We start from the raw sequence: 15,875 nt of genomic DNA, 5'->3' as shown, positions 1-15,875 counted from the left end.
ACCTTCCGCTGGCATGGACAACGCACCGACAAGAACCGGCGGCGCGGGCCGAAAACGCCTCAGGCCAGGCGAGTTATCTCCACTACGACCTCGAGATCGGTCGAGCCGCTCCCGCTGAAGATACCTTTGAGAGGGGGCACATCCGCGTAATCACGCCCCACCCCGACTGATACGTGTTGCTCGGTGACCGGGATGTTGTTGGTCGGGTCGTAGCCCCACCACTGCCCGGTCCAGGCCTCCACCCAGGCGTGCATCTGGCCCGCGACGGTGTGGCCGACCTCGGCGGACGGGTCCGGATGCAGGTAGCCGGACACATAGCGGCTGGGAATCCCCATGCCGCGCAACAGCAGCAGCGTGAGGTGCGCGTAATCCTGGCACACGCCTTGCCGTTCGGCGAAGGCCTGCACCGCCGAGGTGTGCACGGAGGTGGTCCCGGCCAGGTAGTTCATCTCCCGGTGCACCCATTCCGCGGCCCGGACAACCGCTTTCGCCGGCGACACGCCGCGTGCCAGCTGCCGGGCCACCGGGGCCAGCCGCCGCTTCTCGCGCGGGACGTAGACGGTGGGTTCGAGCAGTTCGTCGAAGCGGTCGGCAATGGCGTCGTCGCGCAGCTCCTCCCAGGCCAGCTCCTCGGGCGGCCCGGCGAACGGCTCGGTCTCGACGACCGAGGCGCTGGTGACCTCCAGCTCGGTGTGCGGGGCGTGCAGGTCGAAGGCGGTCACCGCCGTTCCCCAGTAGTCGATGTAGCGGTAGGACCGGGTGGACGGCACGGTGTCGACCCGATTGAGGATCACGGTCTGCCGGCTGTCGGCGCGCGGGGTGAGCCGAGCCTCGTTGAACGACCGGGTGACCGGTGTGTCGTACACATATCCGGTGGTGTGCACCACCCGCATCCGCCAGCTCACGCCGTGCCCTCCTTGGCGTGAACAGGGCCTTCCGTGGTTACACTGCGCTTCCGCCTCCAGGCCTGACTGTTCACGCCATCTCCTCGACCCGGTCCGCGCCGCGACCGTGCAGCCCCGTCCACGCCACCCACGATTCGGCGTGGAAGTACTGCAGCGCCACGGCCTCCCCCACCTCGCGGCAGGTCTGCTGCAGCCACAGCAGCCGGCTGGGCAGATCCTCCAGCAGCACCGACGAGGGCAGGAATTCCAGTTCGCTGCGCGCCCGGCCGAGCAGGCGATGCGCTTCGTGACGCGCCGCGAACCGGCTGTTGGGGCGCTGATCCAATTCCTGCAGACAGGTTTCGGCCACCCGCAGCGAATGGAATACCGACCGCGGGAACAGGCGGTCGAGCAGGATGAATTTCGCGATCTGATTGGCGTCGAGCACGCCGCGATGGGTGCGCAGATACGGGTCGTGGGCCCCCGCCGAACGCAGCACCGTCACCCAGGCCGGCGAGGAGGTGCGGTCACCGGCGCGCGAATGCAACAGGCGCACAGTCATATCCACGCGTTCGATGGATCTGCCCAGCAGCAGGAATCGATAACCGTCGTCGCGGCTCAGGGTGGAATCGGAGAGTCCGGCGAACATGGCGGCGCGATCGGTGATGTAGTGGCAGAACTCGTGCGGCCCCAGCGCCCGCGCCGCCCGCTCGGCCGCCGCCAGCCCGTTGAAAGTGGCATTGAGGCACTCCCACATCTCGGTGGAGGTGACTTCCCGTGCGCCCCGGGCATTCTCACGCGCCCGGCTGATGGAATCGACGATGGAGCCGCCGTCGCGGCCGAAGGCCACCAGCTCGGTCACCGACCACACATCCAGTTCCCGGTCCTCTTCGGGCGGCTCGATGCCCAGTACCCGCAGCAGCACGCGGGAGGTTCGGTCCGGATCGACCGTGGCGTCCTCCAGCAGCTGATGGACCGCGACATCGAGAATGCGCGCCGTATATTCGGCTCGCTCGACGTAGCGCCCGATCCAGAAGAGGGATTCGGCATTGCGCGCCAACATGATCCGACCACCTAACGCTGTAACCACCTGCCGAGCGCCATTGCTGCCGATGTTCTCGATTTACTACTGTTGTTGCTGATGGGTCCGCGCGGAAGAGACATCCCGCGACTGGTCGCGTTCCGGGGCGATCTGCAGTTCGCCGACCAGCTGCGAACCCGCCAATTCCCGTTGCGCCACAGAGGTTCTGGGTGCGAGCACCCAGGTGTCCTTGCTCCCGCCCCCTTGACTGGAATTCACCACCAGCGAGTTCGCGGGCAGCGCCACCCGGGTCAGCCCGCCGGGCAGCACCCAGATGTCGTCGCCGTCGTTGACCGCGAACGGACGCAGGTCCACGTGCCGGGGCGCGAGCCGCCCGTCGATCTTGCTCGGCACCGTGGACAGCTGCACCACCGGCTGCGCGATCCAGCCGCGCGGATTGGCCCGCACCTTGCGCCGGGTCGCCTCCAGCTCCCGGGTGCCGGCCGCCGGGCCGATCACGATGCCGTAGCCGCCGGATCCCTCCACCGGCTTGACCACCAGTTCCGCCACCCGGTCCAGCACCTCCTCGCGTTCGGCCGGTTCCCAGCAGCGGTAGGAGTCCACATTGGGCAGGATCGGTTTCTCACCCAGGTAGTACTCGATGAACGCGGGCACATAGGTATAGACGAGCTTGTCGTCGCCGACCCCGTTGCCGACGGCATTGGCCAGCACCACGGTGCCCGCGCGGGCCGCGTTCAGGATCCCGGCCACCCCGAGCATGGAGTCCGGGCGGAACTGCATGGGATCGAGGAAGTCGTCGTCGATGCGCCGATAGATGACATCCACCTGCCGCTCCCCCGCGGTGGTGCGCATATAGACGACATTGTCGCGGCAGAACAGGTCCCGGCCCTCGACCAGTTCCACGCCCATCTGCCGGGCCAGCAGCGAATGCTCGAAGTAGGCGGAGTTGTGGACGCCGGGGGTGAGCACCACCACGGTCGGGTCGGCCTCGTTGGGCGCGGCGGCGGCGCGCAGGGCGCGCAGCAGGTGGGTCGGATAGTCGCCGACGGCGCGCACCCGGTGCGAGGCGAACAGGTCGGGGAACACGCGCGCCATGGTGCGCCGGTTCTCCATGACGTAGGACACGCCCGAGGGCGAGCGCAGATTGTCTTCCAGCACACGGAAATCCCCATGCTCGTCGCGCACCAGGTCGATCCCGGCCACGTGGATGCGCACGCCATTGGGCGGCACCAGGCCGGCGGCCTCGCGGTGGAAGTGCGCGCAGGAGGTCACCAGCCGTTTCGGAATCACGCGGTCGCGCAGGATGGTCTGCTCGCCGTAGACGTCGGCGAGGAAGGCCTCGAGCGCGCGCACCCGCTGCCTGATGCCGCGTTCGAGTTTGGTCCATTCGCCGGCGGCGATCACCCGCGGCACCAGGTCGAGCGGGAACGGCCGCTCCTGACCGGAGAGCGAGAAGGTGATGCCCTGATCGACGAATGCGCGGTCCAGCGCCTCTGCGCGGGCGGCCAGATCCTCGGCGTCGATAGTGGCCAGGGCGTTGAATATCCCCCGGTAGGGCGCCCGCGGGCGGCCCGCGGAATCGAACATCTCGTCATAGGCACGGTCGTAGCGGCCCGGTTGATACCCCGCGAAGACGCCTGATTTATCCGATTTTTCGCGTTCCAGTCCGGAAGGAGCGAGCGCGGCGGAGGCTGACGCGGTGGATCTGTCTACTCTGGAGAGACCCGGTGCGGGTGCGGCGGGGGTCATGCAAAAATAGTCCATCACGCATGGGCAACACGCAGTTGGACGGCGATAAATTTCTGGTTTCGACCAGATAGCGGACAGGCTCGATTTCATACCTTGCCGCCTCGCCTGGTAACCTCGACTGTCGGCGCTGCAACTGCCCCTCTCGTAGTGCGCGCCCGAAGACTTTGCATCCCGCATACACCACCAAGTGAAGGAACACGAGGAAACCGGCGTGGCCAACATCAAGTCCCAGATGAAGCGGATCCGCACCAACGAGCTTGCGCGCCAGCGTAACCAGTCGGTGAAGTCCGCGCTGCGCACCTCGATCCGCAAGTTCCGCGAGGCCGCTGCGGCGGGCGAGAAGGACAAGGCGCTCGAGCTGATGCAGTCCGCGAGCAAGGGCCTGGACAAGGCCGCCTCCAAGGGCGTCATCCACGCCAACCAGGCCGCCAACAAGAAGTCGGCCCTGTCGCTGGCTTTCAACAAGCTCGGCTGATTCTGCCCGGTACACCTACCGGCATCATGCTGCTCACAGCCGCCGTGGCCACGAAGACCGCGGCGGCTTTTGTCGTGTCCGGAGCTGGAGACTTGCGCGAACGCGCGGTTGGCAGCAGGATGGCCGCGAACCGTCGGGGGCTACCTGTAAACCTGCACTGGGAGAGATCTCTTGGCAACGCTGCGTCGTGACAACCGTTCGTCCTGGACCCGGGGCACGCTGGCCGTCAGCGTGGCCGCGGTCGCGCTGACCACCGGAATGGGGGTGGCAGCCGCGCGTCCCATCGGCCCGTTCGAGGTGGGCGGGGCCATCGAGGTCGAATACGACGGGGCGGGCGGACCGGACTTCTTCGGTGATCCCACCACTCCGGAGACCGACGCCGCGGGCGGCGGCAAGAAGCAGGACTTCGTCAACAACGTCTCCATCTACTGGACCCCGGCTACCGACGCGCACGCCATCGGCGGCGCCATCCGCGACAAGTGGAAGGGCGCGGGCGCGGAGTCGGGCGCACTGAAGTACCCGGTGGTGGACGAGGGGCAGACCTCGAAACCCGGCCGCTTCCAGCACTTCCAGGGCGGCTCGATCTACTGGTCAGTGGGTGCGGGCACCCATGTGGTGAGCGGTGTGATCCGCGACAAGTACTCCGCGGTCGGCTGGGAGAGCAGCCCGCTGGGCTTCCCCATCGCCGATGAGAACAAGACCAACAGCGCCGCCACCCACGAGCAGCTGTTCGAGGGCGGGGCCGTCTACTCCACCCAGAAGACCGGGACCCATGTCGTGTGGGGCTCGATCCGCGACGAGTGGGTGCGCAATGGCGCCGAGAACGGCCGCTACGGCTACCCGACCAGCGACGAGTACGACTACCAGGGTGGCAAGGCCCAGGAGTTCCAGGGCGGCAAGATCACCTGGAAGCCGGAGTAGTCCCGGGCCTTCCCGCTACGAGGCACTCTCGCGCAGGTCCAGAATGCGCGAGAGCGCGTGCTCCAGTGCGTAATCCGCGTCGGCCGCCTGACCCTTGACGTCGGCATTGAGCGCGGCCACCACCTGCAGCGCCGCCCCGATGGACGCGCCGGTCCAGCCGCGCGCCTGGCCCTGCGCCTTCTTCACCTTCCACGGCGGCATCCCCAGATCACCCGCCATCTTGAACGGGTCGCCGCGCCCGGCCGAGCCGACGCGGGCGATGGTGTGCACCGAATCCGCGAGGGCGTCCGCGAGTAGGACCGCCGGGACGCCGCGATCGATGGCCCAGCGCAGCGCCTCCATGGCGGCGGGCCGATCTCCCGACACAGCCAGATCGGCGACATCGAACCCGGTCACCTCGGCCTTGCCCGAGTAGTACTGCCGCACCGCCGCGAGATCCACCTTGCCGCCGGTGTCCGCCGCCAATTGCGAACTGGCGGCTGCGAGTTCGCGCAGGTCCGAGCCCACGGCCTCGATGATGGCCTGCACCACGTCCGCCGGCACCCGCACATTGGCGGCCCGGAACTCGTTGCGCACGAACTCGACCCGCTCCCCCGCCTTGGTCAGCTTCGCGCAGTCGTGCACCACCGCGCCCAGCTTCTGCAGGGCCGGCGCGAGCGCCTTGGCGCGCCCGCCACCGCTGTGCAGCACCACCAGCACCACGCCCTCGGGCGGCGCGGACGCCGCATCCTGGATGACCGCGACCGCGTCCTTGCCTGCCTCGGCCGCCGACTCCAGCACGATCACCCGATCCTCGGCGAACAGCGAAGGACTCAGCAGCTCAGCCAATTCCGCCGTGCTGGCATCCCCCGCCCGGAGCCGATCCACCGGCAGCGCATCAGCGTCCGCCGAGCCGGCCCGGGCCTGCGCGGTAATTCCCGCCACCGCCCGCTCGATCAGCAATTCCTCTTCACCGAGCACGAGATGCAGGGGCGCGGGTCGCTGGTTCACGCCCCGATCCTACGAGCCCGCTCCGACAACCCATGCATCCCGCACCCGGTCAGCACTGGCACACAAACGTGTGACACATATGTATTACTCATACGTCTTGCACAAATGTCTAATCATCGGTTAGGGTCGAGCTCAGCACACCGGAACAAGGATCGGAGCAGACAATGACCGCACGCACCGCCACCCGCACCAGCTTCGACATCGACGGCCGCGGACTGTCCTACGTGGATTTCGGGGGTACCGGCCGGACCGTCATCGCGCTGCACGGGCACATGTCCGACGGCGAGAGCTTCGCCGACCTGGCCACGCGGCTGTCCGCGGGGTGGCGGCTCGTCGCGCTCGACCAGCGCGGCCACGGCCACTCCGATCGCGCCGCCGACTACAGCCGCGACGGCTACCTCGCCGACATCCTGGCCCTGCTCGACCACCTCGGCCTGGAACGCGCTGTGCTGCTGGGCCATTCGCTCGGCGGCATCAACGCCTACCAGTTCGCGGCCCGCCACCCGGAGCGGGTGGCGGCGATCATCGATATCGACGCACCCGCCGCGCTCGGCCTCGACGGCCACAACCCGCTGGGCTTCGTGGCCGGCCTCCCCTACGAGGCGGCGACCCGTGAGCAGCTGATCGAGGCCATGGGCCCGATGGCCGCGCACTTCGGGGCGCTGGTTCGCGAGCGTGCCGACGGCTCCTGGAGCCTGCCCTTCCACCCCCTCGACATCGTCGCCTCCGAAGACCTGGTGCACGGCGACCACTGGTCGGACTGGGTCGCCGGCACCTGCCCGGCCCTGCTCATCCGCGCCGCGCACGGCGTCATCCCCGCCGACATGGCCGAGGCCATGCGTGACCGGCGCCCGGGCACCCGCGTGGTCGAACTCGATACCGACCACTTCGTCTACGCCAACGACCCCGCCGGTTTCGCCGACGCCGTCAACGAGTTCCTGAGTTCCCTCTAGCCGGACGGCGAGTCCTCGTCTCGCCCCGGCCGAGGCGGCACCGATCCCGTCACGGCGTCCGGATCCGCCCGCGAGCGGCCAGGGCGCAGAGCCGCGATCACCAAGGCGCACACCACCGTTGCGACCAGACCTGAACGCAGACCGGTCGGTAGTGAGACCGAGGCTCCCAGGGCGGCGGCTCGGTCGGAGACCGTGAGCAGCCACCACAGTGGCGGTGCGGTGCAGTGCATGACCGCCGCGGCGAGAGGCGACCACACGCAGGCGAGCAGCGCACCCAGCGCGCCGAGGATGGTGATGGGCGCGATCACCGGTTCGACCAGCATGTTCACCACGATCGCGACCAGGCTGAGGTGGCCGGTCATGGCGATGACCAGCGGCGTGGTGACCACGAAGGCCGCGGCCGCCACCGCGAAGGAGTCGGCGGGGATCCGCCACCAGCCATGGGCGCGAAGCCAATCCGACCAGCCCGGGGCGATCACGATCAGTCCCGCGGTGGCCAGCACCGACAGGGCGAATCCCGCGTCCACCGCGAGACCCGGTGACCAGGCCAGCAATCCGATGATGGCGGCGCACAGAGCGGGTAGGGCCTGCTTACGGCGGCCCGTGCAGAGAGCCAGCAGCGCAATGGCTCCCATGACGGCCGCACGCAGGACACTGGGCGATGGGCGGGCCAGGATCACGAACATGACCAGAGCCGCACCCGCGGCCACCGCGCCGACCCGTGGATCCACCGTGAGGGTGCGCATCGAAACCAGCACGGCCCCAAGCAAAATCGTCACATTGGCCCCGCTGACAGCTGTCAAATGCGTCAAATCGGACTCACGGAAGTTCTCCTGGACGTGGTCGGTGAGGGTCGAGGTGTCGCCGATGACCAGGCCCGGGAGCAGGCCGGCGGCATCGTCGGAGAGCGCGCGGTGGGCGGAGGTCGCAAAGTCGCCGCGCACCTGTCCGGCGAGGCGCTGCCACCAGGGCGGGGTGCTCACCGAGGTGGGAGCGGCCTCCGCCCGCAGGATGGCGACCGTCATGTCCGGACGCCACGGACGGGCCACGCGGGCACGGAATTCCACCCGCTGGCCGGGCAGCAGGGTCCGCCACCCGGCCGCAGGCGCCATCACCAGCACCGATCCGCCGGAATGCACAATCCGTCCACCCAACCGGTAATCCACCAGCCCGGCCCGCACCATCACCTTCGGCCCGCCGAACGGCCTGGCGGACACCCGCTTCGGATCATCGGTCAGCTCCACCACCGCCACCAGCCGCTGCCCGGCCCGCACCGCCCGCAACGGATGCGTCTGCACCCGATGCGCATGCCACGCCCCCGCCACCCCGAACCCCGCCCCGATCACCAAGGCCCCCAGCACCACCCACGCCACCCCACTCCCCCGCCCCGCCCGCACCCGCCGAATCGCCCACGCCGCCACACACATCCCCACCAGCCCACACCCGGCCGCCACCCCGACCCCGGCCCGCCACCCCGCCACCAGCGGCGCCACCGTCGCGCCCCAACCACATACCGCCGCCGGAACCAGTCGCGCATCCAGCACCTCGGGTATTTCGACGGGCCCGCGATCCCCGGCATCGACGCGGTCGGTCGCCCCCGCTGTCATCGCCACCGCCCCGGCTCTGACCGCAGCTTCGCTACCGGAGCCATTCCACTTCCGGGCGCCGATCGTCCACCGGCGGCGCGATCGTTGCGCCCCAGCAACTCTGCGCGACTGCCCTGCTCGGCGCAGGCCGTCGCCTGCCGGCCCCGATGAGCGCCCGCACGCCTCGCTGTCCGAGTCGTGCTCGCGCCCTCCGACTCGGCTTTCCGGCAACCGGTGCAACCGTACTGGTGCGCGGCAAGGCAATTCACGGTGGTCATATCGTCACCCGGTCGCGGAGGCGGTTGAGGCGGGAGTGGCCTATGCCCTCGATTTCGGAGAGTTGGTCGATGGAGGTGAAGCGGCCGTGGCGGGTGCGCCAGGTGAGGATGGCGCGGGCGGTGACGGGGCCTACGCCGGGGAGGGTGTCGAGGTCGGATTCGGTGGCGGTGTTGAGGTTCACCTTCGCGGGGAGGGCGGTGGAGCGGGGCGGGCCGGAGGATGGGGGTGAGTTCGCCGGGGGGTGGGCGGAATTCACGATGGTGGTGCCGACCTGCTGGGTGGTGGGGCGGGGTGTGGTGCGGCCGACGATGATCTGATCGCCGTCGGTGAGGGGCTGGGCGAGGTTGAGGGTGGAGAGGTCGGCTTCGGGACGGGGAGCGGCGACGCGGAGGGCGTCGGCTATCCGGGCTCCGGCGGGGAAGCGGCGGAGCCCGCCGTGCTCGACGAGACCGACGACGCTGACGACAAGCTCGCCGGGGGCGGCGGCAGCCCCCGGAGCGCCGGTTGCCGTGGTAGCGAGCGGGATTCGATCCGGCTGCGAGGCGGCGGGCCGCGACGCGGGCGGCTGGGCCACGCCCGGCACGGGCGTGGCTGTGACCGTCGCGGCGGAAGCGGCGGCTTCGGGTGCGGCACCATCCTGGTCGGCGGGCGCGGTTTCGCTGAGCGCGGCGATGGGCGGGACCGGTTGGGAGACAGGCTTTTCGCGCAGGGTGACGTAGCCGGCGAAAAGGATGGCCAGAATGCCGAGGGCGGCGATGACGAGGACACCGCGCGGGCCCGGATCCCAGCGGGTGCCGCGGAAACGTTCGGGGACCAGTCGTTCGTGCCACAGGGACACGCTGCCGCAGGGCTCGGACAGCCAGTCGGGCGAGGATCCGCCGGGATGCCGATCAGCGCCCCGGCGATCAGGGTCGATGAGCTGGTCGAGCGAGTCCTCGTCCCAACGGCCGGGATGTGGACGGCCGGAGGCGAATTCCGCCGGATCGGCGGTGACCTCGGCCGGGCCGGGGCGTGGGTCGGCGGCGGTGCGGGCGTTGAGGCGCTGCAGCGGGGTGAGTTCGTCGAGTCGTGGCATGCAGCTCACGGTAGGAGCGACGACGACCCCGGCCGCCCACGCGACCTGGGCTTTCATCCGACCTGTGGATAGCGAATTACGTTGTGGACAACGCCGTTTCCACTAGCCGCAGCCGCCCGGAACCACCAGCGCGCCGACCGCGCCCACGCCCAGGTGCACCCCCAGGGTGGGGCCGAATTCGGCGATGATGACCTCCCGGATACCGGGAATCAGATCCCGCAGCTGACCGGCGATGGTGTTGGCGGCCTCCTCGGCCCCGAGATGCTGGACCGCGACCGCCGCCCCGTCCTCGCCGGCCGCATCCACTACGGCCGCAACGAGTTTGGTGAACGCCTTGGAGCGCGTGCGGGCCTTCTCACGCAGTTCCAGCCGCCCGTTCACGATCTGGATGATCGGTTTGGTGACCAGCTCGGTGCCGAAGAACGCCGCGGCCGTGCTCAGCCGCCCGCCGCGCCGCAGTTGCTCGGTCCGGTTGACGACGATGAACGCGCGCCCGCGGCTGGCCGCCGCCACCGCCGAGTCGTACACGACATCGAGCGGCTCGCCCGCCCGTGCCCGGCGCGCCGCCGCCAGCACCGGCAGCCCGGTCCCCAGCCCGGCGCTCAGCGAGTCCACCAGCCGGATCCGATCGGCTGCATCCATGTCCCGCACGGCCTGCCGCCCGGCCTCCCAGGTGCCCGACAGCTGCCGCGAGATGTGCACGGCCACTACGCCGTCGCCGTCGGACAGCTCCAGGGCCCGCTCGTAGACGCTGCGCAGATCACCCGGCGAGGCGGCCGAGGTGGTGACCTGGGAGGAGCCGTAGTCGATGTCGCAGTCGTCGATCCCCTCCCGAATCTCACGATCGTCGACCAGCACGTGCAGCGGCACGGCCAGCACACCAAGATCAGCCGTGAGGCCGGCCGGCAGGCTGGCCGACGAGTCGGTCACCACCACCACGGTCATGCAGTGTGTACCTCGTCGGCCGTGGCCTCGGTCAGCACCTTCACCATGGCCCGCGCGACCGCGCTGTGGCCCTCCCAGCCCCAGTGGATGCCGTCCGGGTTGGCGGGGCCGTTGAACACGTTGTCGCGCACCGCGTCCCCGAGATCCACCAGCGGCACCGCGTGCTCGGCGGCCCAGGCCGACACGGCCCGCACCATGGGCTCGCGCCCGGTGTGCACCCCGGCGTAGGCCTCGCACCTGTGCACCGAGGGCAGCACCGCCACGAACGGCAGCTCGGGCCGCAGCTGGGCCAGCGAGTGCCGCGACTGCTCCAGGTAGTCGACGCTCACCGCGGGCGGCAGCGCCACCGGCCGGCCCAGCGGGGACAGCCTGGGCTGCACCCAGTTGTAGGCCTCGCGCACCCGCCGGCGCACCGAGGACGGCCGCACATAGCGGATCAGCTCGCGCAGCGCGGTCGGCAGTGGCGAGGGCAGCGAGTCCATGCCGCCGGTCGCGAACACCACGGCCCCGGCCCGCGGCACCGCGGCCCAGATGCGCGGGTCGCCGATCAGCGCCCAGTAGGCGTCACGGCAGGTCCAGCCGATGCGGGCCACCAGTTCGACGTCCCAGTCCAGCTCGGCGGCAACGAGATTGGGCCAGATGCCGGGATGGTCGGCGGGCAGCCCGCCCTTGGGACCGAAGTAGGACAGCGAGTCCGCCACCACCACCAGCACCTTGCGCTGCGGCGAACCGTCCTGCGCCGGTTGGGCGTTCGAACTCTCAGAGGACATCAGGGGCTACCTTCGCGACCGCGTTCCACACATCCAGGCGCCAGCCGGGCTTGTCGACGCCGGGACCGTGGCTGGTCAGCTGCACCCAGCTGGTATTGGCCAGGCCGCCCAGGGCCGGCCAGTTCGCCTCGGGCAGGTCGAGCAGGGCCGCGGTCAGCGCCGCGATCAGCCCGCCGTGCGCAACCAGCATGATGGTACGGCCGGGCCAGTCCTCCCGCGCGGCGAAGAGTTCCGTCACCACGGGCAGCGCTCGCGCGCCCACCTCGAGCTTGGATTCGCCGCCGGGCGGGGTGAAGCGGGCATCGAGCCGCCACGCCTTGCGGGCGCCCGGGTACTCGGCGTCGACCTGGTGGTGGTCCAGGCCCTCCCAGTCCCCGAGGTTGGTCTCGCGCAGGCGCTCGTCGGTGACGACCGGCATGGCCGCGCATTCGGCGACGGCGAGCGCGGTGTCGTGGGCGCGCTTGAGATCGGAGGAGACGATGGCGATCAGGTCGCTGGTCGCCATGTCGGGCGCGCAGTCCTTGGCCTGCCGTCTGCCGATGTCATCGAGTTCGGTGTCGATCTGGCCCTGCATGCGGTCGCCGGCGTTCCATTCGGTCTGTCCGTGCCGCAGCAGAATCAACCGGCGGACGCCGGCCATCTTGCTCACTCGTCGTCCCCGCCCTTGTCTTCCTCGGTCGTCGCGCGCGGATCGCCGATGCCGGCGACCGGCACCGCCGGGCAGTCCTTCCACAGGCGCTCGAGGCCGTAGAAGTCACGTTCGTCCTCGTGCTGGACGTGGACCACGATCTCGACGTAGTCCAGCAGCGCCCAGCGGCCCTCACGGGTGCCCTCGCGGCGCACCGGCTTGTATCCGGCCTCGCGCAGCTTGTCCTCGATATTGTCGACGATCGCGTTGACCTGGCGCTCGTTGGGCGCGGACGCGATGACGAAGCAGTCGGTGATGACCAGCTGCTCGGAGACATCCAGCACGACCACGTCGGCGGCCAGTTTCTCGTCGGCGGCCCGTGCGGCCACCGTCGCCATCGAGACCGCTTCTGCCGATGCTGTCACCCTGCTACCTCTTCCCTGCGCACTTTCACCATGCACTGTCTTGCGGCACGTACAGGTGCCGTTTCGATATGTATTGGACGACCCCGTCCGGGACGAGGTACCAGACTGGCCGGCCCTCCGCCGCCCGCCGCCGGCATTCGCTCGACGAGATGGCCAGGGCCGGAATCTCGATCATCGTGACCGTGCCCTCCGGGTAGTCGCGGAGGTGGTCGGCGAGATGGTCGATATTCAATTCGTACCCCGGACGGGTCACGCCGACGAATTTCGCCAGCTCGAACAGTTCCGACCAATCCTGCCACGTCAGGATGCTGGCCAGCGCGTCCGCTCCGGTGATGAAGTACAGATCCGCGTCCGGGTGGAGTTCGGCCAGGTCGCGCAGGGTGTCGACGGTGTAGGTCTCCTTGCCGCGGTCCACGTCGACGCGGCTCACCTGGAACCGGGGATTGGACGCGGTCGCGATGACCGTCATCAGATACCGGTCCTCGGCCGGGCTGACCGCGCGATCACCCTTCTGCCACGGCTGACCGGTCGGTACGAAAATCACCTCGTCCAGGTCGAACCGATTCGCGACCTCACTGGCCGCGACCAGGTGCCCGTGGTGGATGGGGTCGAAGGTGCCACCCATCACGCCCAGCTTGCGGCGGCCGTTCGTATGCACGAAAAGCGAGCTTACCGGGGGCGATTGCGCCGCCCCCGCACCGGCGGGGCTCAGCCGGCCGGCCATCCGGATTCAGACCGGCAGCAGGCGGCCCACGAGGGCGGTCAGCTGGCGGGCCGAACGGCATTCGTGCATCTCGATGATGTCGGCGTAGCGGTCGGCGGCGGAATCGCCGGTGCCCCACATCTTCTCGGCCTCGGGGTTGAGCCAGTAGGCGTGCTTGGCGGTGTCGACCAGCTGCCGGAGGGTGTCCAGCGCCGGGTCCCGGTAGTTGGTGCGGGCGTCGCCGAGAATGAGCAGGGAGGTGCGGCTGGTGACGGCGTCGGGGAACCGCTCGGCGAAACCCTCAAGGGCCGAGCCGTAGTCGGAGTGGCCCTCGATGCCGACGACCTCGGCTTCGGTGAAGATGCGGCGGGTCAGCTGATCCAGCGGGGTGGCCGCGTCGAACAGCTGGGTGACCTCGTCGACGCGGTCCACGAAGGCGAAGATGCGGACCCGGGAGAACTGCTCGCGCAGGGCGTTCACCAGCAGCATGGTGAAGCTGGAGAAGCCCGCGACCGAGCCCGAGATGTCGCACAGCAGGACGAGATCGGGGCGGCCGGGACGCGGCTTGCGAGTGACGAGATTCACCGGGACGCCGCCGGTGGACATGGATTTGCGCATGGTCTTGCGCAGATCGATCTCGCCGCGGCGGGCGCGTCGGCGGCGCGCGGCCAGGCGGGAGGCCAGGACCCGGGCCAGGCGCTGGCTGCTCCGGCGCAGTTCGTCGAGTTCGGCCTGGGAGATGCGCAGGAAGTCGGCGTCCTCGGCCTGCCGGGCGACGCCGTAGGTGGCGACGCGCTCGCGGCCGATGCGCTCGGCGACCCGGCGGCGAGTCTCGGCTTCGACGGTGCTGCGGAAGTCCTTGATCCGGCCGCGGGCCGTGCGGCGGGCGATCTCGCTATCGAAGTCGGAATTGTCCATGCCCTGGGCGAGACCGGCGAGAATCCTGCTCACCAGCAGTTCCGGCTGGAGATCCTTCAGCGTCTGGTAGGCGGAGAAGGACGGCCCGCCCGCCGCCTGGTACTGGCCCATCTGGTCGACCATCTGCGCGGCCAGCGCCTGCAATTGCTGCGCCTGCTCGCCCGACGGGTCCTGGATCAGCAACTCCGCCAGCATCTTCCGCAGTTCGAGGATGTCGACCGAGCCGTCCGGTTTGATCGGCAGCTCCACCTCTTCGGCCCCGATCCGCTCCCCCAGCGCGGCCGGGAACCACAGGTCGAACATGCCGTCGAAGGTGGCGCGCTGGGTGGTGCGGCGCAGCAGCGCGCAGGCCAGGCCCTCGCGCAGCGCCTCCCGGTCCATGAGGTCCAGGACGGTGAGAACCTGTCCGGCGTCCACGGTTTCGGACGGCCCGACCGGAATTCCCCGGCCGCGCAACGCCTCCACGAAACCGACCAGATGCCCGGGCAGGCCGTGTTCGGCCGTCGGTCCCGGCACCTGCACCGGCTTGGCCGGCGTACCGCCCGAGATCGCCCGCATGGCGGCGGAAACCAGCCCGCGCGGCGAGTTCTCTTTGCCCTTCGAGGGCTCCGACGCCCCGGCCACGATCAGGCCAGCTTCAGCTCGGACTGCGCACGCACGTGATCGGCCTGGTGTTTCAGCACCACTCCGAGCGTGGCCCGCACGGTCTTGTCGTCGAGATCCTTTGCGCCCAAGGCCAGGAGCGTGCGCGCCCAGTCGATGGACTCCGCGACCGACGGCAGCTTCTTGAGCTGCATGCCGCGCAGCACGTGCACGATCCGCACCAGCTGCGCCGCCACCGCGGGCTTCAGCTCCGGCACCCGGCTGGCCAGGATGCGGCGCTCGAGCTCCTCGTCCGGGAAGTCGATGTGCAGGTAGAGGCAGCGCCGCTTGAGCGCCTCGGACAGCTCGCGGGTGGCATTGGAGGTGAGCACCACGAACGGCTTGCGGGTCGCACTGATGGTGCCCAGTTCCGGCACGGTGACCGAGAAGTCGCTGAGTACCTCCAGCAGCAGGCCCTCGATCTCGACGTCGGCCTTGTCGGTCTCGTCGATGAGCAGCACGGTCGGCTCGTCGCGCCGGATGGCGGTGAGCAGCGGGCGTTCCAGCAGGAACTCCTCGGTGAAGACGTCGGCCTTGGTTTCGGCCCAGTCGTTCTCCGAGGACGCCTGGATGCGCAGGATCTGCTTGGCGTGGTTCCACTCGTAGAGCGCCCGCGCCTCGTCCACGCCCTCGTAGCACTGCAGCCGCACCAGTTCCGCACCCGCGACCTGCGCGACGGCCTTGGACAGCTCGGTCTTGCCGACACCGGCCGGTCCCTCGATGAGCAGCGGCTTGCCGAGCCGGTCGGCGAGGAAAACCGAAGTGGCGGTGGCCTTGTCGGCCAGGTAGCCGGTGCGGGCCAGCCGCTCGATCACATCGTCGACCGACGAGAAGATCGGCTCCTGGTTGGGTGCGGTGGTGGGAGCCACGGCGGTCCTTTCGTATCCAGC

General features: G+C 69.7%; 16 protein-coding genes. 3 read left to right on the top strand and 13 right to left on the bottom strand.

The window, feature by feature from the left end; all coding sequences use genetic code 11:
• Positions 1-59 precede the first annotated feature (59 nt).
• From ACFXIV_RS29625 to ACFXIV_RS29615, 3 genes are all read right to left on the bottom strand, one after another.
• Positions 60-893 carry a transglutaminase domain-containing protein gene (locus ACFXIV_RS29625; protein ID WP_379399021.1) on the bottom strand — a complete coding sequence of 278 codons (834 nt, stop codon included), beginning with the start codon at positions 891-893 and terminating at the stop codon, positions 60-62.
• 82 nt (positions 894-975) lie between these two features.
• Positions 976-1,947: an alpha-E domain-containing protein gene (locus tag ACFXIV_RS29620; RefSeq protein WP_379398822.1), complete on the bottom strand. Its 972-nt coding sequence runs from the start codon at positions 1,945-1,947 to the stop codon at positions 976-978.
• Between the two features lie 63 nt (positions 1,948-2,010).
• Positions 2,011-3,675, bottom strand: a complete 1,665-nt coding sequence (locus ACFXIV_RS29615) for a circularly permuted type 2 ATP-grasp protein (RefSeq protein WP_379398823.1) — start codon at positions 3,673-3,675, stop codon at positions 2,011-2,013.
• 211 nt (positions 3,676-3,886) lie between these two features.
• On the opposite strand from ACFXIV_RS29615, the gene rpsT reads away from it, so the two are divergent.
• Both rpsT and ACFXIV_RS29605 read left to right on the top strand, forming a co-directional pair.
• The gene (gene rpsT, locus ACFXIV_RS29610; RefSeq protein ID WP_040860545.1) at positions 3,887-4,150 is read left to right on the top strand and encodes a 30S ribosomal protein S20; all 264 of its coding nucleotides are present in this window, start codon (positions 3,887-3,889) and stop codon (positions 4,148-4,150) included.
• A 171-nt stretch (positions 4,151-4,321) separates the two neighbouring features.
• Positions 4,322-5,071 (top strand): LGFP repeat-containing protein, encoded by a 750-nt coding sequence (locus ACFXIV_RS29605; protein WP_379398824.1) that lies wholly within the window; start codon positions 4,322-4,324, stop codon positions 5,069-5,071.
• A 15-nt stretch (positions 5,072-5,086) separates the two neighbouring features.
• Here the strand turns inward: ACFXIV_RS29605 and holA are convergent, their stop codons facing one another.
• Positions 5,087-6,061, bottom strand: a complete 975-nt coding sequence (gene holA / locus ACFXIV_RS29600) for a DNA polymerase III subunit delta (RefSeq protein ID WP_364617373.1) — start codon at positions 6,059-6,061, stop codon at positions 5,087-5,089.
• A gap of 164 nt (positions 6,062-6,225) precedes the next feature.
• Here holA and ACFXIV_RS29595 point away from each other — a divergent pair, with 164 nt between their 5' ends.
• Entirely contained in the window at positions 6,226-7,014 is a 789-nt protein-coding gene (locus ACFXIV_RS29595) for an alpha/beta fold hydrolase (protein ID WP_379398825.1), read from the top strand.
• Here ACFXIV_RS29595 and ACFXIV_RS29590 read toward each other — a convergent pair.
• The 9 genes from ACFXIV_RS29590 to ACFXIV_RS29550 all read right to left on the bottom strand — a co-directional run bounded on the left by ACFXIV_RS29590 (position 7,011) and on the right by ACFXIV_RS29550 (position 15,854).
• Positions 7,011-8,621 (bottom strand): ComEC/Rec2 family competence protein, encoded by a 1,611-nt coding sequence (locus tag ACFXIV_RS29590; RefSeq protein ID WP_379398826.1) that lies wholly within the window; start codon positions 8,619-8,621, stop codon positions 7,011-7,013. The two genes, ACFXIV_RS29595 and ACFXIV_RS29590, sit on opposite strands and share 4 nt — an antisense overlap.
• Before the next feature lie 253 nt (positions 8,622-8,874).
• Positions 8,875-9,954 (bottom strand): ComEA family DNA-binding protein, encoded by a 1,080-nt coding sequence (locus ACFXIV_RS29585; protein WP_379398827.1) that lies wholly within the window; start codon positions 9,952-9,954, stop codon positions 8,875-8,877.
• Positions 9,955-10,056: 102 nt separating this feature from the next.
• A complete protein-coding gene (locus ACFXIV_RS29580; RefSeq protein WP_354835024.1) occupies positions 10,057-10,899 on the bottom strand; it encodes a DegV family protein in 843 nt (280 codons plus the stop codon).
• Positions 10,896-11,669, bottom strand: coding sequence for a diglucosylglycerate octanoyltransferase (gene octT / locus ACFXIV_RS29575; protein WP_379398828.1), 774 nt, complete (start codon positions 11,667-11,669; stop codon positions 10,896-10,898). The genes ACFXIV_RS29580 and octT overlap by 4 nt, the downstream gene beginning before the upstream one ends.
• Positions 11,659-12,309 carry a histidine phosphatase family protein gene (locus ACFXIV_RS29570; RefSeq protein WP_379399022.1) on the bottom strand — a complete coding sequence of 217 codons (651 nt, stop codon included), beginning with the start codon at positions 12,307-12,309 and terminating at the stop codon, positions 11,659-11,661. The genes octT and ACFXIV_RS29570 overlap by 11 nt, the downstream gene beginning before the upstream one ends.
• A 5-nt stretch (positions 12,310-12,314) precedes the next feature.
• Positions 12,315-12,722 (bottom strand): ribosome silencing factor, encoded by a 408-nt coding sequence (gene rsfS / locus ACFXIV_RS29565; protein ID WP_379398829.1) that lies wholly within the window; start codon positions 12,720-12,722, stop codon positions 12,315-12,317.
• A gap of 25 nt (positions 12,723-12,747) precedes the next feature.
• Positions 12,748-13,380: a nicotinate-nucleotide adenylyltransferase gene (gene nadD, locus ACFXIV_RS29560; RefSeq protein WP_379398830.1), complete on the bottom strand. Its 633-nt coding sequence runs from the start codon at positions 13,378-13,380 to the stop codon at positions 12,748-12,750.
• A 72-nt stretch (positions 13,381-13,452) separates the two neighbouring features.
• On the bottom strand, positions 13,453-14,901 hold the full coding sequence (locus ACFXIV_RS29555; protein ID WP_379399023.1) for a VWA domain-containing protein: 1,449 nt from the start codon (positions 14,899-14,901) through the stop codon (positions 13,453-13,455).
• A 68-nt stretch (positions 14,902-14,969) separates the two neighbouring features.
• Positions 14,970-15,854: an AAA family ATPase gene (locus tag ACFXIV_RS29550; protein WP_379382360.1), complete on the bottom strand. Its 885-nt coding sequence runs from the start codon at positions 15,852-15,854 to the stop codon at positions 14,970-14,972.
• Between the last annotated feature and the right edge of the window lie 21 nt (positions 15,855-15,875).

It is taken from the genome of Nocardia sp. NPDC059236, from assembly GCF_042754085.1.
Lineage (GTDB): Bacteria > Actinomycetota > Actinomycetes > Mycobacteriales > Mycobacteriaceae > Nocardia.
The sequence above is the reverse complement of the archived record's forward strand: the minus strand, read 5'-3'. Positions and strand labels throughout refer to the sequence as shown.

Coding starts and splice junctions, on each gene's coding strand:
- ACFXIV_RS29625 (WP_379399021.1), bottom strand. CDS start 893: ATGCGGGTGGTGCACACCACCGGATATGTGTACGACACACCGGTCACC.
- ACFXIV_RS29620 (WP_379398822.1), bottom strand. CDS start 1,947: ATGTTGGCGCGCAATGCCGAATCCCTCTTCTGGATCGGGCGCTACGTC.
- ACFXIV_RS29615 (WP_379398823.1), bottom strand. CDS start 3,675: ATGACCCCCGCCGCACCCGCACCGGGTCTCTCCAGAGTAGACAGATCC.
- ACFXIV_RS29595 (WP_379398825.1), top strand. CDS start 6,226: ATGACCGCACGCACCGCCACCCGCACCAGCTTCGACATCGACGGCCGC.
- ACFXIV_RS29590 (WP_379398826.1), bottom strand. CDS start 8,621: ATGACAGCGGGGGCGACCGACCGCGTCGATGCCGGGGATCGCGGGCCC.
- ACFXIV_RS29585 (WP_379398827.1), bottom strand. CDS start 9,954: ATGCCACGACTCGACGAACTCACCCCGCTGCAGCGCCTCAACGCCCGC.
- ACFXIV_RS29580 (WP_354835024.1), bottom strand. CDS start 10,899: ATGACCGTGGTGGTGGTGACCGACTCGTCGGCCAGCCTGCCGGCCGGC.
- octT (WP_379398828.1), bottom strand. CDS start 11,669: ATGTCCTCTGAGAGTTCGAACGCCCAACCGGCGCAGGACGGTTCGCCG.
- ACFXIV_RS29570 (WP_379399022.1), bottom strand. CDS start 12,309: ATGGCCGGCGTCCGCCGGTTGATTCTGCTGCGGCACGGACAGACCGAA.
- ACFXIV_RS29555 (WP_379399023.1), bottom strand. CDS start 14,901: ATGCGGGCGATCTCGGGCGGTACGCCGGCCAAGCCGGTGCAGGTGCCG.